Annotated in this window: 18 protein-coding genes; 10 read left to right on the top strand and 8 right to left on the bottom strand. The window is 73.0% G+C overall.

Annotation, left to right across the window (positions count from 1 at the left end):
* Window positions 1–24 precede the first annotated feature (24 nt).
* Together ACFYSC_RS06210 and ACFYSC_RS06205 are read left to right on the top strand one after the other, a co-directional pair.
* The gene (locus ACFYSC_RS06210; RefSeq protein WP_389957424.1) at window positions 25–1,518 is read left to right on the top strand and encodes an MFS transporter; all 1,494 of its coding nucleotides are present in this window, start codon (window positions 25–27) and stop codon (window positions 1,516–1,518) included.
* Between the two features lie 32 nt (window positions 1,519–1,550).
* Window positions 1,551–1,706 carry a hypothetical protein gene (locus ACFYSC_RS06205; RefSeq protein ID WP_389957422.1) on the top strand — a complete coding sequence of 52 codons (156 nt, stop codon included), beginning with the start codon at window positions 1,551–1,553 and terminating at the stop codon, window positions 1,704–1,706.
* A 16-nt stretch (window positions 1,707–1,722) separates the two neighbouring features.
* Here the strand turns inward: ACFYSC_RS06205 and ACFYSC_RS06200 are convergent, their stop codons facing one another.
* A complete protein-coding gene (locus ACFYSC_RS06200) occupies window positions 1,723–2,142 on the bottom strand; it encodes an SgcJ/EcaC family oxidoreductase (protein ID WP_389957419.1) in 420 nt (139 codons plus the stop codon).
* Between the two features lie 291 nt (window positions 2,143–2,433).
* Here ACFYSC_RS06200 and ACFYSC_RS06195 point away from each other — a divergent pair, with 291 nt between their 5' ends.
* Complete coding sequence (locus ACFYSC_RS06195; protein WP_389957416.1) at window positions 2,434–3,855, top strand: hypothetical protein; 1,422 nt, start codon at window positions 2,434–2,436, stop codon at window positions 3,853–3,855.
* Between the two features lie 63 nt (window positions 3,856–3,918).
* On the opposite strand, the gene ACFYSC_RS06190 is transcribed toward ACFYSC_RS06195, so the two are convergent.
* Window positions 3,919–6,705 (bottom strand): LuxR C-terminal-related transcriptional regulator, encoded by a 2,787-nt coding sequence (locus tag ACFYSC_RS06190; protein WP_389957413.1) that lies wholly within the window; start codon window positions 6,703–6,705, stop codon window positions 3,919–3,921.
* Between the two features lie 143 nt (window positions 6,706–6,848).
* Between ACFYSC_RS06190 and ACFYSC_RS06185 the strand changes: the two genes are divergently transcribed.
* Both ACFYSC_RS06185 and ACFYSC_RS06180 read left to right on the top strand, forming a co-directional pair.
* Window positions 6,849–7,391 (top strand): TetR/AcrR family transcriptional regulator, encoded by a 543-nt coding sequence (locus tag ACFYSC_RS06185; protein WP_389957410.1) that lies wholly within the window; start codon window positions 6,849–6,851, stop codon window positions 7,389–7,391.
* A 119-nt stretch (window positions 7,392–7,510) separates the two neighbouring features.
* The gene (locus ACFYSC_RS06180; protein WP_389957407.1) at window positions 7,511–7,696 is read left to right on the top strand and encodes a hypothetical protein; all 186 of its coding nucleotides are present in this window, start codon (window positions 7,511–7,513) and stop codon (window positions 7,694–7,696) included.
* Here ACFYSC_RS06180 and thrS read toward each other — a convergent pair.
* The 3 genes from thrS to ACFYSC_RS06165 all read right to left on the bottom strand — a co-directional run bounded on the left by thrS (window position 7,689) and on the right by ACFYSC_RS06165 (window position 10,211).
* The gene (gene thrS, locus ACFYSC_RS06175) at window positions 7,689–9,161 is read right to left on the bottom strand and encodes a threonine--tRNA ligase (RefSeq protein WP_389957404.1); all 1,473 of its coding nucleotides are present in this window, start codon (window positions 9,159–9,161) and stop codon (window positions 7,689–7,691) included. The genes ACFYSC_RS06180 and thrS overlap by 8 nt on opposite strands.
* A gap of 68 nt (window positions 9,162–9,229) precedes the next feature.
* Window positions 9,230–9,820, bottom strand: coding sequence for a TetR/AcrR family transcriptional regulator (locus ACFYSC_RS06170; protein WP_389957401.1), 591 nt, complete (start codon window positions 9,818–9,820; stop codon window positions 9,230–9,232).
* Between the two features lies 1 nt (window position 9,821).
* Window positions 9,822–10,211, bottom strand: a complete 390-nt coding sequence (locus tag ACFYSC_RS06165; RefSeq protein WP_389957398.1) for a hypothetical protein — start codon at window positions 10,209–10,211, stop codon at window positions 9,822–9,824.
* Between the two features lie 217 nt (window positions 10,212–10,428).
* Here ACFYSC_RS06165 and ACFYSC_RS06160 point away from each other — a divergent pair, with 217 nt between their 5' ends.
* Window positions 10,429–11,754 (top strand): alpha/beta hydrolase family protein, encoded by a 1,326-nt coding sequence (locus ACFYSC_RS06160; RefSeq protein ID WP_389957949.1) that lies wholly within the window; start codon window positions 10,429–10,431, stop codon window positions 11,752–11,754.
* Window positions 11,755–11,909: 155 nt separating this feature from the next.
* Here ACFYSC_RS06160 and ACFYSC_RS06155 read toward each other — a convergent pair whose 3' ends face one another.
* The gene (locus ACFYSC_RS06155; protein ID WP_389957395.1) at window positions 11,910–12,494 is read right to left on the bottom strand and encodes a TetR/AcrR family transcriptional regulator; all 585 of its coding nucleotides are present in this window, start codon (window positions 12,492–12,494) and stop codon (window positions 11,910–11,912) included.
* Window positions 12,495–12,583: 89 nt separating this feature from the next.
* Between ACFYSC_RS06155 and ACFYSC_RS06150 the strand changes: the two genes are divergently transcribed.
* Window positions 12,584–12,955 (top strand): DUF4267 domain-containing protein, encoded by a 372-nt coding sequence (locus tag ACFYSC_RS06150; RefSeq protein ID WP_389957392.1) that lies wholly within the window; start codon window positions 12,584–12,586, stop codon window positions 12,953–12,955.
* A 44-nt stretch (window positions 12,956–12,999) separates the two neighbouring features.
* Here the strand turns inward: ACFYSC_RS06150 and ACFYSC_RS06145 are convergent, their stop codons facing one another.
* A complete protein-coding gene (locus tag ACFYSC_RS06145) occupies window positions 13,000–13,416 on the bottom strand; it encodes a VOC family protein (RefSeq protein WP_389957389.1) in 417 nt (138 codons plus the stop codon).
* Window positions 13,417–13,657: 241 nt separating this feature from the next.
* On the opposite strand from ACFYSC_RS06145, the gene ACFYSC_RS06140 reads away from it, so the two are divergent.
* Entirely contained in the window at window positions 13,658–14,203 is a 546-nt protein-coding gene (locus tag ACFYSC_RS06140; RefSeq protein ID WP_389957386.1) for a hemerythrin domain-containing protein, read from the top strand.
* Between the two features lie 6 nt (window positions 14,204–14,209).
* Here the strand turns inward: ACFYSC_RS06140 and ACFYSC_RS06135 are convergent, their stop codons facing one another.
* The gene (locus tag ACFYSC_RS06135; RefSeq protein ID WP_389957384.1) at window positions 14,210–15,976 is read right to left on the bottom strand and encodes a hypothetical protein; all 1,767 of its coding nucleotides are present in this window, start codon (window positions 15,974–15,976) and stop codon (window positions 14,210–14,212) included.
* Window positions 15,977–16,649: 673 nt separating this feature from the next.
* Here ACFYSC_RS06135 and ACFYSC_RS06130 point away from each other — a divergent pair.
* Both ACFYSC_RS06130 and ACFYSC_RS06125 read left to right on the top strand, forming a co-directional pair.
* On the top strand, window positions 16,650–17,831 hold the full coding sequence (locus ACFYSC_RS06130; protein WP_389957381.1) for a cytochrome P450: 1,182 nt from the start codon (window positions 16,650–16,652) through the stop codon (window positions 17,829–17,831).
* A 91-nt stretch (window positions 17,832–17,922) separates the two neighbouring features.
* Window positions 17,923–19,056, top strand: a complete 1,134-nt coding sequence (locus tag ACFYSC_RS06125) for an epoxide hydrolase family protein (protein ID WP_389957378.1) — start codon at window positions 17,923–17,925, stop codon at window positions 19,054–19,056.
* Window positions 19,057–19,092: the final 36 nt, after the last annotated feature.

Below are 19,092 nucleotides of genomic sequence, written 5' to 3'. Positions count from 1 at the left end.
GTCGAGAGGACAGGGGTTTTCGATATGAGAGTCGACCGGACATGGCTGGGGCTGGCGCTCCTCACACTGCCGACGCTGCTCGTCGCGGTGGACACGACGGCGCTGCTCCTCGCGCTCCCGCGGCTGAGCGCCGACCTGGGGGCCACGAACGTCCAGCAGCTGTGGATCAGCGACGGCTACGGGTTCATGGTCGCCGGGCTGGTCATCACGATGGGCACGCTCGGCGACCGGATCGGACGGCGGCGGCTGCTGCTGGTCGGCGCGGCGGCGTTCGCGACGCTGTCGGTCGTGGCGGCCTTCGCGACCGGCCCGCTGACGCTGATCGTCGTACGGGCGCTGCTGGGCGTCGCCGGAGCGACCCTGGCTCCGTCCACGCTCGCCCTGATCACCGATATGTTCCGTGACGAGCGGCGGCGCGGGAAGGCCATCGCGATCTGGGCGACCTGCCAGTTCACCGGCGGCGCGCTCGGGCCCGTGCTCGCCGGGTTCCTGCTCCAGCGCTTCTGGTGGGGATCGGTGTTCCTGATCGCCGTGCCGGCGATGGCGATGCTGCTGTTCGCCGGGCCGTTCCTGCTGCCGGAGTTCCGCGACGACCGGGCCGGGCGGCTCGACCTCGCGAGCGCCGGACTGTCGCTCGTGGCGGTGCTCGCGATGGTCTACGGGGTCAAGCAGCTGACCGTCGAAGGCGTGTCGGTCGTGCCGGCGGTGGTCCTCGTCGCCGGCGCGGCCGTCGGGGCCGTGTTCGTACGGCGGCAGCTGCGCCTCGCGACGCCGCTGCTGGACCTGCGGCTGTTCCTCAACCGCCCGTTCACGGCCGTGATCGTCGGGCTGGTCCTCGCCGGTGTCGCCATGGCCGGCACGGGCCTGATGGTGACCCAGTACCTGCAGGGTGTGCTGGGCTTCTCGCCGTTCGCGTCGGCGGTGTTGTTCGCGCCGATGGGCCTGGGCGTGGCGGCCGGCACCATGACCGCGCCGATGCTGGTCCGGTGGATGAGGCCGGCGACCGCGATCGCGGGCGGGCTGGCGGTGTCGGCGCTGGGCGGTCTGCTGCTGGCCGTGGTCGGCGGTCCGTACGCCCTGCCGCTGGCGATGACCGGCATCACCGTGCTGGCACTCGGCGCCGGACCGCTGTTCGCGCTGGGCACCGGGCTGGTCCTCGGGTCCGTGCCGCCGGAGCGCGCCGGTTCGGCGGCGTCGATGTCGGAGACCGGCAACTACCTCGGCGGCTCGCTCGGGTTCGCGCTGCTCGGCGTGGTGGCCGCGGTGGTCTACCGCGGCCGGATGGGCGGCACGTCCGACTCGCTGGCCGCCGCGCTCGTGGCCGCCGGACGCCTTCCGGCCGGGCGGGGCGCGGAGCTGCTGGCCGCCGCGCGGGAGGCGTTCACCGCGAGCCTGCACGTCGTCGGCGTCATCGCCGCGGTCCTCTTCGCCGGGCTGGCCGTACTGGTCCTGACGATGCGCCCGGTGGACGGGGCCGTCCCGGCGGCGCTCCCCGAGTACGAGGAGGCCCGCCCGTAGGGGCCGGTGTCGCGGTGCGGTGTCCGGCGCCGGTGCCGCGAACCGCAGGCGGTCCGGCCTTCCTGCCGCTGGACGCCGTCGCCCGACGCGCGGGTCTCTCCTCGGCGACGAACCTCCGCAGGCGCTTCCTCAACGCCCTGGGCACGACGCCGGGCGCCTGCCGCCGGGCGTTCCGGGCCGCGGAGTGACCGTCCGGGCGAGTCGTCACGTGTCGAGGACCTCGGTGTTCTGGCAGGCGGTCAGGAGCCAGCGGCCGTCCTCCTTGGACATGACGTACATCGGGCTGCCCGCGTTCCCGACCGGTTCGCCGCCGGGCGTGAGGTAGCGCTGGCGTATTTTGACCGCGGCGACGTCGGGCCGGATGAACAGCACGTGCTCCACCTCGTACGTGGGCGTGACGTCCGTCATCGCGCCGGGGAGCACCTTGTGGGTGAACTCCGAGATCTCGTCGCGGCCGAAGAGCCGTCTGCCGTGGGCCGTCGTCCAGACGGCGTCGTGCCGGAAGAGGCCGGCGAACTCCCCGGGGAGCATGTTCCGCTGGGAGTGCTGGACGGCGGCGACCACCCGCCTGATCGCCTCGATCTCGGTCTCATGGGTGTGCTCGTCGATGTGCTCCGCGTTCATGCGGACCACGGTGCCGCCTCAACCTGACTTGAGGTCAATCCGTCCCGCCCGCCGGAGCCGAGCCGTCCGGGCGGAGCGGTGCGCGGCGGGGTTCAGTCGGCGGCGTGCAGTCAGATGACTCAAGCCACCAGACCTTCGGAGCCTCATCGTCGGAGACGTCAGAACGGGGTGCCCGGGGAGAGAACCGGGCCCTCCTCGACCCGGGAGAGGATCGAGTTGTTTCCAACGACCAAGAAGGTTCGCTCCGGCATCGGCGAGGAACGCGGGCGTTCTTCGCACCGTTTCCGGCCGATGGCCCTGCCTTCGCGGGTGCGCCTGCTGGCCGTCACGACGGTGACGTTCGGCGCGGTGATGACGTCGAGCGCCCTCGGCGGCGCCGCCTCCGCCGACCCCGCTCCGGCGGGAGCGAACCGGACCGTCACGGCCACCCCCGATCCGGGCGCGGCCCAGGCCAGGAAGAAGATGGAGACCGCCCTGGCCTCGCAGAAGGAGATGGAGACCCGCGCGGAGAGCAGGGAGCGCTGGGCGAAGGAGCACGGCATCATCGGGATGTCCGCCGACAGCGCCGGGCATGTCACGGCGGTCGTGCCGCGGACGGCTTCGGCCCGCGAGCTGACCGAGGTCAGGACCGCCGCCGAGGCGAGGCGCACGTCCTCCGGCGGCACGCCGAACGCACCGGCCGTGAAGGCGCCGAACACGCCGGACGCCTCGAACGCGCCGGACACGCCGAGCGGGCTGGACGCGCCGAGCGCGCCGATCACCGTGAAGCGCAGCACCCTCACCGCGGCCGACATCAAGGCCACGGCGGACAGGCTCATGGCCTTCCACGCCGAGCATCCGCGGTACGGGATCAGTTTCCGGTTCGACGCGGCCGAGGACGCGACCGTGGTCACCGGAGACCTGCCCGACGCCCTCGCCGCGGAGCTGAGGAGGACGGCGGGCAGGCTCGTTCTGCGTACGGCCCCCGGCACCGTCGTCAAGGAGGACGTGGGCCACTACTCGCCCGCCGCCTCCCTCCGCCTCATGGAGGGCGTGGGAAGGGTTCAGGATCGGGGCCCGTGGCATTTCGGCGGGGCGAGGATCTACGCCAGTGACGGCTCCGTCTGCTCCAGCGGGTTCTCGATGGACGCCGACCCGGGGAGCGACGCCACGTACTCGACGACCGCCGGGCACTGCGGGTGGATCGGCGCGAACTGGCTCTCGGGCGGCTACGAGTACGGCACGGCCGTCTACCGGGTCGACTATCCCCGGGACGACGTGCTGAAGCTCGACTGCTGCGCCGAGAACTACGGCGACCGGATCTGGACCAGCCCGACCACCACCAGGAAGGTCTCGTGGGCGTGGGACCCGGGACTCGGCTACAACACCCCCGACGGGGGCAGCGGCATCTGCGTCTCCGGCGGCGTCACCGGTGACGAGCGCTGCTTCGCGAAGATCACCAACACGAGCGCGACCGTCTGCTTCGCGAACCACGGCGGGTGCACCCAGAACCTGCTGGCGTACGAGCGGGCGAACGGAGAGCAGATGACCTGGTCCGGCGACTCCGGGTCTCCCGTCTACTCCCTCATCAGCGACGGCAGCGCCGAGATGCACGGAACGCACGTCGGGCTGGAGCGTTACGCCTACGGGGGCGGCGCCGAGAAGTACGTCCACTACGCGGTGAAGTACTCGACCATCAGATACAACTTCGGTGGGTCCGTCAGGAACTGGTGACCGGCCGGGCCGGGTGCGGCCACCGTGCGGTGGCCGCACCCGGCCCGCTCGCCGTCTCCGTCCTCAGAGCGCGTCCCCGAGCCTGCCCAGGGCGTCGCGCAGGGCGGCGCGGGAGGTGACGCCGAGCTTGGGGAAGATCCGGTAGAGGTGGGAGCCGACGGTGCGCGGCGACAGATGCATCCGTTCGCCGATCTCCTTGTTCGTCAGCCCGGCGGCGGCGAGGTCGGCGATCCGGCGTTCCTGCCAGGTCAGAGCGGTCGGGTGCGGCGACGCGGAGCCGGCGGGTACCCCCGAGGCCCGCAGTTCGGCTCGGGCCCGCCCGGCCCAGCCCGCGGCGCCGAGCCGTTCGAAGGTCTCGGCGGCGCGAGCCAGGAGGGGCCGGGCCGCCCCGGGCCCCCGGGTGTGCCGGCGCCGCACGCCGTGGGCGAGGCGGATACGGGCCAGCTCGAAAGGGAACCCGGCGCCCGCCGGGTCGGCCTCGGCCCTGCCGTACATGTCCTCCGCCTCCTTCTCGTCGACGGTCGTCATGGCCAGGGCGCCATAGGTGATCAGCGCCAGCCGGGGCGAGACGCCGGGCAGACCCGCGTCGAGCGCGGCCAGGGCGTGCCGGCGGGCCTGCTCCAGACGACCCGTGCGCACCGCCGCCTCGACCAGGTCGAGCAGTGTGCGCGAGGCCTGGTGCGCGTAGCGCTCGAACGATCCCGGCGGCGTGATGCCGATGGCGTGGAGGTAGGCGGCCTCGTAGTCTCCCTCGCTCAGCGCCGCCGCCGTGCCGACGGCGTCCGCGATCTGCGTCAGGAACCCGACTCCGCGCGGTCTGGCCCAGGCGTCCGTGACGGCCTGCAGCTCCCGTGCGCGTTCCACCCGGCCGCGCAGTGCCGAGAGGAGCCCCAGGTACGCGCGCGTATGGTGGGCGAACAGCGCGTACCCGCAGGAGGTGGTCAGCTCCAGCGCCCGCTGTCCCGTGCGTTCGGCCTCGTCCCACTCGCCGGCGGCCAGCTGATCGAGCATGATCAGGTGCAGCATGGTCATGCCGTTCGCCACGGCACCGGTCTCCACCTCGCGGTCTACGGCACGCCGCAGGTGAGGGCGGTATCGGCTCAGCGTGTCGACGTGGTAGGCGGCGACCGCCAGGCGTGAGACGTCCCACGGCTCCAGGCCCTGCACGTCGGTGAACGCCCGCTCGACGCGCTCGTGCACGCCCGTGCCGTACCGGACCACGTCGCTCCACGCGTCGCGGTAGATCGCCGAACGCGGATCGACGCGGTCTCCCAGGGAGTCCAGTAACCGCCCGGTACGGTCCCACAGCGTGGCGTCGCTCGCGTACTGGCTGATGGCCAGGAGCAGGTTCACCAGCCGGGCGAGCGTCTCGGCGGACCCGCGGCCGTCACGGGGGTCCGCGCGCGGGCTCCCATGCGGGGCCTGACGCAGGTCCTCGATCGCCGCCGCGACCCGGCGGTGCGCCCACCGTACGTCGCCGTCCTCGTAGAGGGCCGCGTACGCCGAGGTGACGACCGTGGCGGGGGAGTCGGCCCCGCCCGGCGCGGGGTCCGCACGGAGGAGTTCCCGCGCCTGGTCCAGGAGCGCGGCGTGTCCGGCGATGAACGCGGCGTCACCGAGCCGCCTGGACCGATCGGCGGGGTTCTCGCTCAGCTCGGCCGCACGGGTCAGCCAGGCCACGGCCGTCACCGCGCCGCCCCGCCGGGTCGCGGAGCCGGCCGCCGCCTCCAACGCGGCGGCCACCTCCTCGTCGGGGTCCACCTGCGAGGCCGCCAGATGGTAGGCGCGCCGCTCGACGTCGTCGCGGTGCACCCGCGCGAGGTGCGCGTGCGCCGCGCGGCGCTGGTCGGGGGTCGCGAGCCCCACGACGGTCGAACGGACCAGCGGGTGCCGGAAGACGACCTCGCCGGTGAGGGGGTCGGTGTCCAGCAGGCCGGCCGCGACCGCCTCGTCGGTGCCGCGCATGCGGTACCGCGCGCCGGCCGGGCGGTTTCCGCCCGGTCCCGCCCCGGCGCCGTCGAGGGCGCCCCGCAGCAGCTCCTCGCGTACGGTGGCGCCGAGCCGTTCGATGCGCACGCCGTAGACGTGCTGGAGCCGGCGGGACGGCAGGAGACCGCCGGCCCCCGGCGGCTCCCCGGCCGTACGGCGCGCGTGGTCGCCGCCCAGGTGGGAGGGGAGCTCGAGGAGGGCGAGCGGATTGCCCATGGACTGGTTCAGGACGACGCGCCGGGTTCGTGGGTCGAGCCGCGGGTGGCGCGCGTCCAGCAGCCGTTCGGCGGCCTCGCCGGAAAGGGCCGCCACCGGGAGCTCGGGAAGCGCGGCCGTGTCGAACCGCGAACCGACATCGGACCGTACCGCGATCAGCATCTTCACCGGGACGCCGGTGAGCCGGCGTCCCACGAACCCGCACACCTCGATGCTGGAGGCGTCCAGCCACTGGCCGTCGTCGAGCAACAGCAGTAACGGCCTTTCCTCCGTCGCCAGGGCCAGCAGGTCGAGTACGGCGATGCCGAGCGACATGACCGACGGCGTCCTCCCCTCGCACAGGCCGAAGGCCACGTCGAAGACGGCGCGACGCCCCTCGCCGAGTCCGGGCAGGCGGGGCAGGAGCGGGTGGAGGAGCTGGTGCAGGCCGGCATGGGGCAACTCCGACTCCGCCTCGACCCCCGCGGCGCGGATCACCTCGTGTCCGGGGGTCGCGAGGCCGGCCACATGGTCGAGCAGGGCGCTCTTGCCGACCCCGGTCTCGCCCCTGAGAACGAGGGCCCGCCCCTCGGCGGCCGTCACGAACGCGGACAGCCGCTCCCGCTCGTCATTCCGGTCCACCATCGTCTGGATGAGCGATTCCACGACTCTCCCGCGCTCGGCGCCGTCACGACGGACGATGACGTGTCTTCATGATGTGCGTCAGTTATGTGACAGTTAAATCTATATTCTTCATCATGAAGAGGCATAAGGAAAGTCATGTGCCACACCGCGGGTAGGTTGTGGAAATGAGAGTAGACGCGACACGCAACCTGGAGCGCGTCCTGAGCACGGGTGCCCGCCTGCTGGCCGACGACCCCTCGGTGAGCATGGCCGCCATCGCCGCCGGGGCGGGAGTCGATCGCCGTACGGTCTACCGGCGTTTCGCATCCCGCGAGGAACTGCTGGCCGCCGTGTACCAGGCGCGGTACGACGCGGTCGAGGAGGTCGTCGACGCCGCCAGGCTGCGGGAGGCCCCCGTCGCCGTCGCGTTGCACCGGTACGTCGAGGGAGTCATCGCGGTCAACCGCAGATGGCCCGTGGAAACGAGTCGGCTGCTCGCGGAGGAGACGCTCCGCGAGCGTCGCAGACGGCTGATCGACGAAGTCGACCGCTTCCTGCGGCGTGCCACCGATGAGGGCCTCCTGCGATCCGACCTGCCGCCCGGCTGGTTGGCCGCGATCCTGCCGTCGCTGATGCTGCACGCCGCGGAGAATCTGCCCGAACTGAGCGCCGCGCAGGCCGCCGACGTGGTCGTCGACACGCTGCTGCGGGGCGCCGGAATCTCATAGCGGGTCAGTGCGCGGCGCGCTGGAACCAGGTCACCTGCGCCCCGTTGCCGAACGACTCCCGCCCGACGGGGGTGAAGAGCGTGGGGTCGAACCCACTCACCGGGAGGGTGCGCGCGGACATGGACGCGAACGTCTCCTACCGCCTGAAGCGGGGCCTGCCGGGCGACGCGAACTCGGTCAGGCTCCTCATGCCGGCGCTCAACCGGCTGATCGTGGAGACGCTGACGCTCCCGGAGCCGTTCGCCCCCGAGGAAGTGGACGAGCTGGTGGTCAAGGCGGTCGAGCGCAGCCTCGCCGTCACCTGACCCCCGGGAGCGGCCCGGCGATCCACGGGGGCGTCTTCCGTACGGTCTCCGTACGGCTCAGCCCGCGGTCAGACCGGCCCGCCACCCCGGCCCCGGCCCCGACCTCGGTGCCGGTGCCGGTGCCGGTGTCGGTGTCGGTGTCCCACAGGGCGGTGCCGTGGGACTCGACGAGGGCGTGGATGCGGGCCAGCGCCTCGGCGGCCGGCAGGCCCTCCAGCCGTCGTCCGTCCCGCAGCCGCAGGGCGACCTGGCCGGCGGCTGCCTCCCGGGCGCCGATGACGACGTGGTAGGGCGCCAGGCGGGCCTGCCGTACGCGGGCGCCCAGGCTGCCGTGCTCCGGCCCGGCGACCTCGGCCCGCAGCCCGAGCCCGGTGCAGCGGCCGGCGAGCGCGGCGGCGTCCGGCAGTTCGGCGTCGGACACCGGGAGGACCACCACCTGGACGGGGGCGAGCCAGGCGGGGAAGGCGCCGCCGTGGTGCTCGATGAGGTGCGCCACGGCGCGTTCCACGCTGCCGATGATGCTGCGGTGGACCATCACCGGCCGGTGCCTGGCGCCGTCCGCGCCGACGTAGTGCAGGCCGAACCGTTCGGGCTGGTGGAAGTCGACCTGGACGGTGGACAGGGTGGACTCGCGGCCGGCGGCGTCGGCGACCTGGACGTCGATCTTGGGACCGTAGAACGCGGCCTCGCCCTCGGCCGCCTCGTACGGCAGACCGGAGCGGTCGAGGACCTCGGTCAGCAGCTCGGTGGAGCGCCGCCACAGCTCGGGGGCGGCGACGTACTTCCCGCCGGGGCCGGGCAGGGAGAGCCGGTAGCGGGCCGGGACGATCCCCATCGCCCGGTGCGCCCGGCGGATCATCTCCAGCGCGGTCCCCGCCTCGTCGGCGACCTGCTCCAGGGTGCAGAAGATGTGCGCGTCGTTGAGCTGGATGGCCCGGACGCGGGTCAGCCCGCCGAGCACGCCCGACAGCTCCGAGCGGTACATGCCGCCCAGCTCGGCCATGCGCAGAGGCAGCTCGCGGTGGCTGCGCGAACGGGAACGGAAGATCAGCGCGTGGTGCGGGCACAGGCTCGGCCGCAGGACGAACCGCTCACCGCCCAGGTCCATGGGCGGGAACATGTCGTCGCTGTAGTGCGACCAGTGCCCGGAGATCTCGTACAGCTCCCGTTTGCCCAGCACCGGCGAGTACACGTGCCGGTAGCCGGCTCTCCGTTCGGCCTCGCGGATGTACTCCTCCAGCGCGTGCCGTACGGCGGCGCCGTCCGGCAGCCAGTACGGCAGGCCCGCGCCGATCAGCGGGTCGGTGTCGAACAGGCCGAGCTCGCGGCCGAGTCTGCGGTGGTCGTGCATGGCGGTCTCCTCGTGGATGCGGTCCCGGGAGGCGAGTGACCGCGAAGACCGAGAAGCCCCGGGGCATTCGCCCCGGGGCTTCGGATCAAGACATCTGTCAGCGCGCCGGGACACTCTCCGGCGTCGTCGTCATGGCGGCACGCTGCATACGGAAAACGGTAGCAGAGTGACATCCCCGGCCCCTAGCCTTCAGGCGCACGGGTCGCCCGGTCGAACAGCTCGACGAGCTCGTCCGCGCAGAGGCCGGGATCGAGGCCGTCGACGACCCGCTCGGCCATCGTGTCGATGGACGCGCGAAGGGCCGCCCCCATCACGGTGCAGTCGAACGCCCGGAAGGCCCCCGTACGCTGCCCGTCCGCGAACAGCGCCGTCAGCCTGGCTGTCGCGGCGTCCCGCTCCCCGCCCCCGACGGGGGCCTGGTTGAAGGCGATCTGCTGCACCGCGCGCACGTGCCCCGGGTGGCGGGCGACGAAGGCGATGTTCGACCTGATGAACGCCTCCAGCTGGGCGCGGGCCCCGCGCGCCGCCTCCAGCGCCGGGCGCATGAAGGCCGCGGCATCGGCGACGACCTGCTGGACGACGGCCTCCAGCAGCCGGTCCTTGCTGGAGAAGTGGTAGGTGATCAGTCTCTTGCTGCTGAGCCCGGCGTGCTCGCAGATGGCTTCGAACGTGGTCTCCGCGTAGCCGCGCTCGGCGAGCACGGCGATCGCGGCCGAGGCGATCTGGGCTCTGCGCGCCTCGGTGGCCGCCTGACGAGTCCCGGGGCTTCTCATGTCACCCGAGCTTGCCACCCTTGGGGTACGCCTCACGCACGGAGCGCCGGTTGACGATGAGCGCGACGGCGGCGACCAGGACGCCGACCACTCCTTGCTCCGCCTTCATCCACACCGGATAGCCGCTGTCGGGTGCGAGCAGGATGAGCAGGATCCCGATGGGCGCGGCGACGCTGACGAAGCGGATGCGCACGTACGCGGATCTCCTCCCGCGTTCGGCCTGCCCGGTCAGGGCGACGAGCCAGACGGACGCCGCGGCCACGGCCGCCCCGCGCAGCCACACCACCCAGTTGCCGCCGACGACGGCGGACACACCGAGCGTCGCGACCGAGATGACGAGGACGGCGACGAAGATCGCCCGGACGGGGGTCCATGTCGATTTCTTATCCATGCGAATAAATTTATCCGTGCGGATAATCTATGGCAAGCCTCATCGTGGCCCGCGCACGGCCGCCGTCGCCGGGGAGGCCGGGCCGCACCCCTGACGAAGGTGGGGGAAGGGGGCCTGCCGATCGGCCGATGTGGCGGGGTGGTCCCGGCTTCTACCTTCGATCCCGTCCCCCCGAGGGGCTCTCCCTTTCACCCCGTAGAACGGAGTTCCCGTGGTCATGCCCGTGCGCCGCGCCGCCGCCCTGACGCTCTCCCTGTCGGCCGCCGCCGCCGCCCTCACCGCCGTCGCCGCTTCGCCGTCCGATGCCGCGTCGTCATCGGGTGCCGCGCCGGCCGCCGCCGTGGAGCTGCGGCTTCCCGCGCCCAGCGGCCCGTACGCGGTCGGCCGGGACGTCCTGCACCTCGTGGACGACACCCGCACCGACCCGTGGGTGCCGTCGGCGGGCGCGCGACGGCTCATGGTGTCGGTGTACTACCCGGCCAGGACCGCCGGGGACGGCGCTGCGGCGCCGTACATGACGACCGAGGAAGCCCGGCTGCTGCTGAAGGCCCAGGGGCGGGACAAACTGCTCGCGCCCGAGGTGCTCGCCGGGACCCGGACGAACGCGCGGACCGGTGCCCGCCCCGCCGGGGGCAGGCACCCGCTGGTGCTGGTCTCGCCGGGCTTCTCGCTGAACCGCGCCACGCTCACCGTGCTCTCCGAGGACCTGGCCTCGCGCGGCTACGTCGTCGCGCTCGTCGACCACGCCTACGAGTCGTTCGGCACGACCTTCCCGGACGGCCGGACCCTCACCTGCGTGGCCTGCGAGACCGTCGAGGGCGCGCCGGCGGACGGGGCCGAGAAGGGGATGATGGCCAGGGTCGCGACCGGCAGGGCGACCGACCTCTCCTTCGTCCTGGACGCGCTGACCGGCCGCCGCGCGTCCGCGGCGGCTCGGACGTCCACAGCGGCTCAGGCGTCCACGACGGCTCAGGCGGCGACGGCGGCTCAGGCGTCCACGACGGCTCAGGCGGCGACGGCGGGCGACCGTACGGCGGGCCACCGGCCCGCATGGAAGCGGTCGGGGATGATCGACACGAGGCGGATCGGGGCGGTGGGCCACTCCATCGGGGGCAACGCCGCGGCGAGCCTCATGGCGGGCGACCGGCGGGTCCGCGCCGGGGTGAACATGGACGGCACGTTCTTCGCGCCCGTCCCCGGCTCCGGGCTCGGAGGCCGGCCCTTCATGATGCTCGGCACCGCCGCCGGGCACTCACCCGGCTCCGAGGACGTCTCCTGGTCCCGCGACTGGGCACGTCTCGACGGCTGGAAGCGCTGGCTGACCGTGAAGGACACCGGCCACTTCTCCTTCATCGACATCCCGGTCCTGGGCCGGCAGCTCGGGGTGACCGACCCCGAGGCGCCGCTGCCCGGCGACCGGTCGGCGGAGATCACCACCTCCTACGTGGGCGCCTTCTTCGACCGGCACCTGCGCGGGAAGGCCCAGCCGCTGCTCGACGGGCCGACCCCTGCCACCCCCGAGCTGACCTTCCACAACCCCTGACCATCGGGGCCGGTACGGCGGGCGGTCGGAAACGGATCGGCGGGAGGCCGGCGCCGGTGCGATGGGCGCGAGCAGGCCGGCGGGGCCGGCGCCGGTACGGCGGGCGTGGGCGGATCGGCGGCGAGATCGGCGTCGGTGTGGCGGGTGCGGGCGGGTCAGCGGGAGAAGCGGTCGAGCAGGAGCGCCATCCGGAGGTCGTGGTGCTCGCTCCGGAACCTGCCGTCGCGCATGAGCGTGACGAGGCCGTGCAGCCCACCCCAGAAGACCTCGGTGAGCGTCTCCAGGTCGGCTTCCGTCTCGTCCTCCCGCAGCAGAGGCCGTACGGCCTCGCGCAGCTCGCCGAAGGCCTCCTTCAGGGCGGGCGGGGCCTCGTCGGTGGCGAACGGCAGATCCACGGCGTGCGTGAACATCACGTCGTACAGCGCGGGCCGCCGTTCGGCGAATCCGGTGTACACGGCGCCAACGGCGGCGAGGGCCTGCCGGGGGCCGGCCGCCGCCGTACGGGCCGTGCGGAGCTCGGCGGCGAGGTCGGCGCAGCCCTCGATCGCGACCGCCGCCATGATGGCGCCCTTCCCCTTGAAGTGGCTGTAGAGGACCGGCTGGCTGTACTCGATCTCCTGGGCGAGGCGGCGCGTGGTCACCGCGTCCCAGCCCTCCGACTCGGCCAGCTCCCGGGCGGCCCGGATGATCAGCCGCTCCCGCTCCGCTCGTTCGCGCTCCCGGCGCGTCTGGATCGACATGGTCCTCAGTCTAGCGCCGCTAGCGGAACTGTCGAAGCTATGCTAGCTTCACTCTTGTTCCTAGCGGTGCTAGATAAAAAGGAGGGGCAATGCTCGCCCCCATCGCCTACGGGCTCGCCGTCGTGCTCAACCTGTTCATCATCTTCATCGGCGCGCGGTTCCTGCTGTCCCCCCGGCCCTCCGCCGCCGGCTACGGCGTCCCCGCCAAGGAGAACGGGGACGCCGTCTACCTGACCATCAAGGGCCAGCGCGACTTCGTCTACGGCATCCTCGGCCTCGCGCTGCTGATCTTCGTGGGCGCCCGCGCCGAAGCCTGGTACATGCTCGTCGTCGCGCTGTTGCCCCTTACGGACACCCTCATCGTCCTGCGCAACGGCGGCACGAAGGCGGTCGCCTTCGGCATCCACTTCGCCACCGCCGTGGTCGTCCTGATCAACGCCGCCCTGCTGTTCGCCGTCTGATCCCCCGCACCCGCCCGATCCCCGGGTTCCGTCCGCCGGGCCGCTCAGCAGACACAGAACTCATTGCCCTCGGGATCGGCCATGATCACGTGATGGCCGGGGAACTCGTGCAGCGCCGTGCCGCCGGCCGCCGTCAGCCGTTCGACCTCCTCGACGACCCTGGCCCACCGCTCCTCGGGACCGCCCGTCCCGGCCACCCGGACGTCGATGTGCAGCCGGTTCTTGGCCGTCTTCGGCTCGGGAACCTCCAGGAACACCAGGCGGGGGCCGACCCCGGCCGGATCGTGCAGCCAGGCCCCGCCCTCCGCGGTGTCGGAGGGGTCGAAGTGCTTCACCCACTCGTCCCTGGTCGTGAACGGCGCGGGCGGCGGCTCGTCCTCGTATCCCAGCGCCAGCTTCCAGAACCCGCCCAGCCTGCCCGCATCCGAGCAGTCCATCGTCAGGTCGATCCTGCGTGCCATACGGCCTCCTTCGTCCGGAAGGCAAGACCGTACCGGAGGGGCGCGACGGTTCCGGGGCCGCGGAGGTTCTTCCCCGGCGTTCCCGCGACGTCGCCGCCGTCGCCGTCTTCGAGGAGTCGTCCCCTCCGGGCGGCGGTTGACGATGCGCTGCCGGGATGGTGGAATCTCGGCTCAGCGTCGCAGTGCACCCGGTGAAGAGACCGCCGTGGGCATGGAGGCGCCGAATCATGGGACGACATCCATGACCGCATCCGACCAGCCGGGTGACCGCCTCGCGGCGTTCGGCAACCAGCTCGTCGAAGTCCACCTTCAGCTCCGCGAGGAGCTCGACCGGATCCGCGAGGATCTCGACTCCCACCTCGACGGCGGCGAACGCCCGCGCACGCTGTGGGCGCACTGCATGACCTTCTGCTCCGCGCTGACCAGGCACCACACCGGTGAGGACGGCGGCGCGTTCCCCGTCCTCGCCGAACGGTTCCCCGAACTGCGCCCCGTGATCGAGCAGCTGGAGCACGACCACCTGATGGTCACCGGGATCCTGTCGCGGGTGGAGGAACTGCTCGGCGGCCTCACACCGCGTACCGGAATGACCGGCATGACCGATACGGAGGACGCGGATGATACGGCCGGTGCGCGGGCCGTACGGGACGAACTGGACGGCCTGAGCGCCATCTTGGAGTCGCACTTCCGCTACGAGGAGAAGAAGATCGTCGAGGCCCTCAACTCCCTGGACCTCCCGGAGTGGAAGGGCTCGCCGCCCGCCTTCCTCCGGGTCCGCGGAGACTGAACGGGATCACCCGCGGCGCCTCCGCCGCACGCGCAGCCGTTTCGACGGCGGGGAACCGGGTGCGGACGGGGACGGCTCCGCGGATGCGTCCTCGTCCGGGGAGCCGGGGACGGCGATCCCCCCGGCCGCCGGGGCGAGGGCTTCGTGGACCTTGTTGTAGGAGGGGTCGAAAGCCGGTGCCTCGGCCGTGTCCCGGGCTTCGGCCGCGGTCCCGGTTCCGTCCCCGGTCCCGTTTCCGGGCTCGTCTCCGGTCCCACTCCCGCTCCGGGATCCGATCTCGTCTCCGAGTCCGGACTCGGTTCCCGACCTGACCACCGGTCCGTTCCGGATTCCCGTTCCGGACTCGGTCCCGGCTACGGACTCGGTCCTGGCCATGGACTCGGGTTCGGCTCTGGCCAGGGGTTCGGCGCCGGTCGCGACAGGCCGGGGTTCGGTTCCGGCCGGGCGCCGTGCCTCGGGTTCGGTCCGGGGAGCGGGCCGGGGCGCTCTGCGGGGGCGGCCGGTCCTGGAGGTCCCCGCCGGCACGGCCGGGGTGGAGACGCTGCGGCGGATGAGGTCGAGGTCGAGGCCGAAGAGAGGGCGCGCCGCGCTCGAGGCGGGGGCGCGGCCCGGCGCGGTGTCGCGGACGGGAGAGGCGGAGGAAGGGGCGGAGGAAGAAGAGGTGCTCGCGGAACGGCCGGCGGAAGAAAAAGAGGAACGGCCAGTGGAGGAGGAGGCGGTCCCGGAGGAACAGCCGGCGGAGGAGGACCGGTCGGTGGCGGAAGCGGTGGGGGAGTCGAGGCCGGGCCACGGAGAAGCGGGCGCGGTGCGGCGGCCGGCGGGGGAGCGGGACGGGGACGCGGCCCCGCCGTACGGGCCGCCACCCATGAGGCCGGTGGACATCAGACCGGGGTAGAGGAACGGGAGGAGATACCGGCCATCGGCGTCCGGCACGCCGGAGGCGGCATCGCCTGCGGACCATTCCGCGCCCGACCGCTCCTCGGTGATCACATCGTCGGCGGCGGCGACGTGATCGGCCAGCTCGGCGAGCGTGGTCGTCGCCGGGCGCCGCGCGTCGAGGGCGTCACGACGGTCCTGCCCGGCGCTGACGAGTCCACCGGCGGCGTCGGCGGTGACGGCCGTGGACAGCGCGATGTCGTTCAGGGTCCGCTCGCCGATGTGCGCGACGGTCAGCCGGGCGAGCCGCAGCCGGGCGGAGGCGAGCGCCAGGGTCGAGGTGTCGCCGGTCATGGTGGCGGCCAGCAGATGGCCCAGCTGCGCGATCGTGAGCCGTACGGTGGCCTCGATCGTGTGCTTGGTGTTCCGGACGCGCACCCCGGCGTCGTTGATCGCTATGGCGGTGCCGACCAGCCGGGTGACCAGCTCGGCCTCACGCCCGCCCACCACCCTGGCGACGTGTTCGGCGAAGGCGGCGTGGGCCGCGCCGTCCCACGTCCGTTCGCTCTTCCCGCCGCTCCGGAGGGGGCCGGACCCGCTCCCGGCGGCGGTTCCAGGACCGGCTCCGGCCTCCGCGTCGATCTGACGGCCGGGCCCGGTGCCGAGGGTCATCCGGCGGTCGGGTCCGTCGCCCGAGACGATCTGGCGGTCGGGTCCGTCGTCCGGGGTGATCCGGCGGTCGGCTCCCGGTCCCGCGACGATCCGGTGGGCGGCGTCGATGCAGGCGTCGGCGAGGCGGAAGCACCGTTCCTCGTCGCCTTCGGGCCAGTACCGTCCGACCATCCAGCCGACGTAGGGTCCGGCCCAGCCGGGGATCGGTGTTCCGTCGAGCCCCACCGCCGATCACACCCCGGCGCCGGCGCCGCGGCCGGTCCGCGCGGCCCGCCCGGCGCCCCCGGACCACGAGCCCTGCCCGGTACGGCCGGCGCGCTCGGCGCGCTCGGCCCATGCGGCCCATGCGCCGCGCTCGGTCCGCGCGGCCCGCCCGGTGCGCTCGGACCACGCGCCCTGTCCGGCGCGACCGGTCCGTGTGATCCGTACGGCATGATCGGTTCGCGCGGCCCGTCGGGTCCGCTCGTATCCTCCGGCGTCCATGACATCCGCCTCCGGCACATGCTCGTGCGGTCACTCCCCGGCTCCTCAGGTCCCCTGGGACCTTTCAGGGCATCCCAGCTCGGACCGGTACGGAACCGCTCGGGTGATCATGCCATCGGTGAGGGCCCCTGTGTTGACGATTCGCGCATACGTCTCGCCCGATTCCGTCCGGCGCGGTGCGGCCGGCCGCTCGTGGGACCGGTCACAGGAGAGGGCCGACGGTCATGCGCGGCGGAGACCGGCGGGAGGAGATCCCCGAGGGAGCCTCGCATCCGGCACGAGGAGATCGGCACGAGGAGATCGCCACGGGAACCTGTCATCGGGAGATCGTCATGGTGAGACGGTGGGAGGCGGATCCCTCCCGTGGGGGAGGCGGGCGGCCGTACGGGGGCGGATCATGGCGGCAGGAGGTCCCATGATGCGTGATTTCTCGTTGGACTGGCCGTCCCCCCTCGACCCGCCCGCGCTGCTCTCCGAACTGGACGCGGAGAAGCCGGTGTTCCGGGTCCGCATGCCGTCGGGGGACACGGGCTATCTCGTGACCCGCTACGACGACGTCGTCAGGGTGCTGTCGGACCCGGTGTTCAGCCGGGCCTGGATGTTCCGCCCGGGGGCGCCGCGATACTCCGACCGGCCGATCGGCCTGCCGGACAGCCTGCTCAACCTCGACCCCCCCGAGCACGGACGGCTGCGCCGGGCCGTGTCGCGGGCGTTCACGCCGCGGCGGGTCGAGGCGATGCGGGCCGGGGTCGAGGAGGTCGCCGAGGACCTGCTCGACCGGATGGAGGCGGCGGGCGGGCCCACCGACCTGGTCGAGGCGTTCTGCGCGCCGTTGCCGGTCTCGGTGATCTGCCGGCTGTTCGGCGTGCCCGAGGCGGACCGGCCGGGGCTGCGGAAGTGGATCGAGACCGCGCTGTCGCTGACGGCGCACTCCGCGGAGGAGAGTTTCGACGCGCTCATGCGGTTGCACGGCTACTTCACCGACCTGGGCGCCGCCAGGCGCGCGGAGCCGGGGGACGACCTGCTCAGCACGCTCATCACCGCCCCCGACCGGCGGGACGAGCTGACGGACGCCGAACTGGTGGGCGTGGCGGGCACGATCATCGGCGCGGGGTTCGAGACCACCGTCCACCAGCTCGCGATCAGCGCGTACGTGCTGCTGCGTGACCCGGAGCGGTACGCCGGGCTGCGCCGCGAGCCCGGCGGGGTGCCCGCCGCGGTCGAGGAGCTGCTGCGCATGACTCCGGCGGTCCACGGCACCGCGCGGATCGCCACCGAGGACGTGGAGGTCGGCGGGGAACGCGTCCCGGCGGGCTCCATGGTCCTGGCCTGGACCGCCGCCGCCAACCGGGACCCGGGCGCCTTCTCCGGCGCGACCGCCCTGGACCTCGGGCGGTCCCGCAACGACCACCTCACCTTCGGCCACGGGCCGCACTTCTGCCTGGGCGCCGGGCTCGCCCGGGTGGAGTTGCGGGCCGGCCTTGCGGCGCTCCTGCGCCGGTTCCCGGACCTGCGCCTGGCCGCGGACCCGGCGGAGCTGCGCTGGCGCAGCGGCATGGTCGCCTTCGGCCCGCACGAGCTGCCGGTGCGCTGGTGACCTGACCGGACCGAAGAAGTCGTTGTCCGCCCGCGCCGGACCGGCCGATCGCGGAAGCCGTTCTTCCGCGATCGGTCGTACCGTTCCCGATATGAACGACGACCGCGAGATCCGTCCCTTCCGCATCGACATCCCCCAAGCCGACCTGGACGACCTGCGCGACCGGCTCGGCCGTACCCGCTGGCCCGACGAGCTGCCCGGCGTGGGCTGGTCGTACGGCGTGCCGCCCGGCCGGCTGCGAGAGCTGACCGAGTACTGGAGGACGGGCTACGACTGGCGACGGCACGAGGCGAGGCTGAACGCGTTCCCGCAGTACACCACGACCGTCGACGGGCAGAACGTGCACTTCCTGCACGTGCGCTCGCCGGAGCCGGACGCGTTCCCGCTGATCCTCACGCACGGCTGGCCGGGCTCGGGCGCCGATTTCCTGAAGGTGGCCGGGCCGCTCGCCGACCCCCGCGCGCACGGCGGCGACCCGGCGGACGCCTTCCACCTCGTCATCCCGTCTCTCCCCGGATACGGGTTCTCCGGGCCGACGACGGAGACCGGGTGGGACGTGCCGCGGATCGCGCGGGCCTGGGCGGAGCTGATGAGCCGCCTCGGTTACGAACGCTACGGCGCCCAGGGCGGCGACTGGGGCGCGCGGATCTCCCCCGAACTGGCCAGGATCGACGCCGGCCACGTCGCCGGGCTGCACATGAACTCCTTCACGGCCTTCCCGCGCGACCCCGCCGAGGCCGAGAAGCTGGACGAGGCGGAGAAGAAGCGGCTGGCGGGGATCAGCCGGTGGAGAGAGGAGCGGTCCGGATACGCGGAGATCCACTCCACCCGGCCGCAGACGATCGCCTACGCCCTCGTCGACTCGCCGGTCGGCCTGCTCGCCTGGAACACCGAGTGGTTCGACGACTACGGGCACGGCGCCGGCGCGATGGACACCGACGACATCCTCACCAACGTGACATTGACCTGGCTGACCGGCACCGCCGGGTCCGCGGGCCGCCTCTACCGGGAGGCCGCCGCGTCGTGGGGACGGGAGGTGGAGTTCTGCCCGGTGCCGACCGGCCTGGCGGTGTTCCCGGGCGACTCGACCGTCCGGTCGTTCGCCGAGCGGGAGCACCGGGTCGTGCACTGGTCGGAGTTCGACCGCGGCGGCCACTTCGCCGCGCTGCAGGCGCCGGACCTGCTGACGGGTGACGTCCGGGAGTTCTTCCGCCAGGTCCGCTGAGCCGTACCGGGCAGGCGGTGGGCCACCGTAGTGAGG

Source organism: Streptosporangium sp. NPDC004379 (genome assembly GCF_042873875.1).
Taxonomy (GTDB): domain Bacteria; phylum Actinomycetota; class Actinomycetes; order Streptosporangiales; family Streptosporangiaceae; genus Streptosporangium.
This window is presented reverse-complemented; position numbering and strand designations above follow the sequence as displayed.

What these genes read in the sequence shown, in the direction of transcription:
- ACFYSC_RS06125 (WP_389957378.1), top strand. Translation starts at nt 17,923, where the DNA reads ATGAACGACGACCGCGAGATCCGTCCCTTCCGCATCGACATCCCCCAA.
- ACFYSC_RS06185 (WP_389957410.1), top strand. Translation starts at nt 6,849, where the DNA reads ATGAGAGTAGACGCGACACGCAACCTGGAGCGCGTCCTGAGCACGGGT.
- ACFYSC_RS06160 (WP_389957949.1), top strand. Translation starts at nt 10,429, where the DNA reads ATGCCCGTGCGCCGCGCCGCCGCCCTGACGCTCTCCCTGTCGGCCGCC.
- ACFYSC_RS06155 (WP_389957395.1), bottom strand. Translation starts at nt 12,494, where the DNA reads ATGTCGATCCAGACGCGCCGGGAGCGCGAACGAGCGGAGCGGGAGCGG.
- ACFYSC_RS06145 (WP_389957389.1), bottom strand. Translation starts at nt 13,416, where the DNA reads ATGGCACGCAGGATCGACCTGACGATGGACTGCTCGGATGCGGGCAGG.
- ACFYSC_RS06165 (WP_389957398.1), bottom strand. Translation starts at nt 10,211, where the DNA reads ATGGATAAGAAATCGACATGGACCCCCGTCCGGGCGATCTTCGTCGCC.
- ACFYSC_RS06195 (WP_389957416.1), top strand. Translation starts at nt 2,434, where the DNA reads ATGGCCCTGCCTTCGCGGGTGCGCCTGCTGGCCGTCACGACGGTGACG.
- ACFYSC_RS06200 (WP_389957419.1), bottom strand. Translation starts at nt 2,142, where the DNA reads ATGAACGCGGAGCACATCGACGAGCACACCCATGAGACCGAGATCGAG.
- ACFYSC_RS06150 (WP_389957392.1), top strand. Translation starts at nt 12,584, where the DNA reads ATGCTCGCCCCCATCGCCTACGGGCTCGCCGTCGTGCTCAACCTGTTC.
- ACFYSC_RS06140 (WP_389957386.1), top strand. Translation starts at nt 13,658, where the DNA reads ATGACCGCATCCGACCAGCCGGGTGACCGCCTCGCGGCGTTCGGCAAC.
- ACFYSC_RS06210 (WP_389957424.1), top strand. Translation starts at nt 25, where the DNA reads ATGAGAGTCGACCGGACATGGCTGGGGCTGGCGCTCCTCACACTGCCG.
- ACFYSC_RS06130 (WP_389957381.1), top strand. Translation starts at nt 16,650, where the DNA reads ATGATGCGTGATTTCTCGTTGGACTGGCCGTCCCCCCTCGACCCGCCC.
- ACFYSC_RS06180 (WP_389957407.1), top strand. Translation starts at nt 7,511, where the DNA reads ATGGACGCGAACGTCTCCTACCGCCTGAAGCGGGGCCTGCCGGGCGAC.
- ACFYSC_RS06170 (WP_389957401.1), bottom strand. Translation starts at nt 9,820, where the DNA reads ATGAGAAGCCCCGGGACTCGTCAGGCGGCCACCGAGGCGCGCAGAGCC.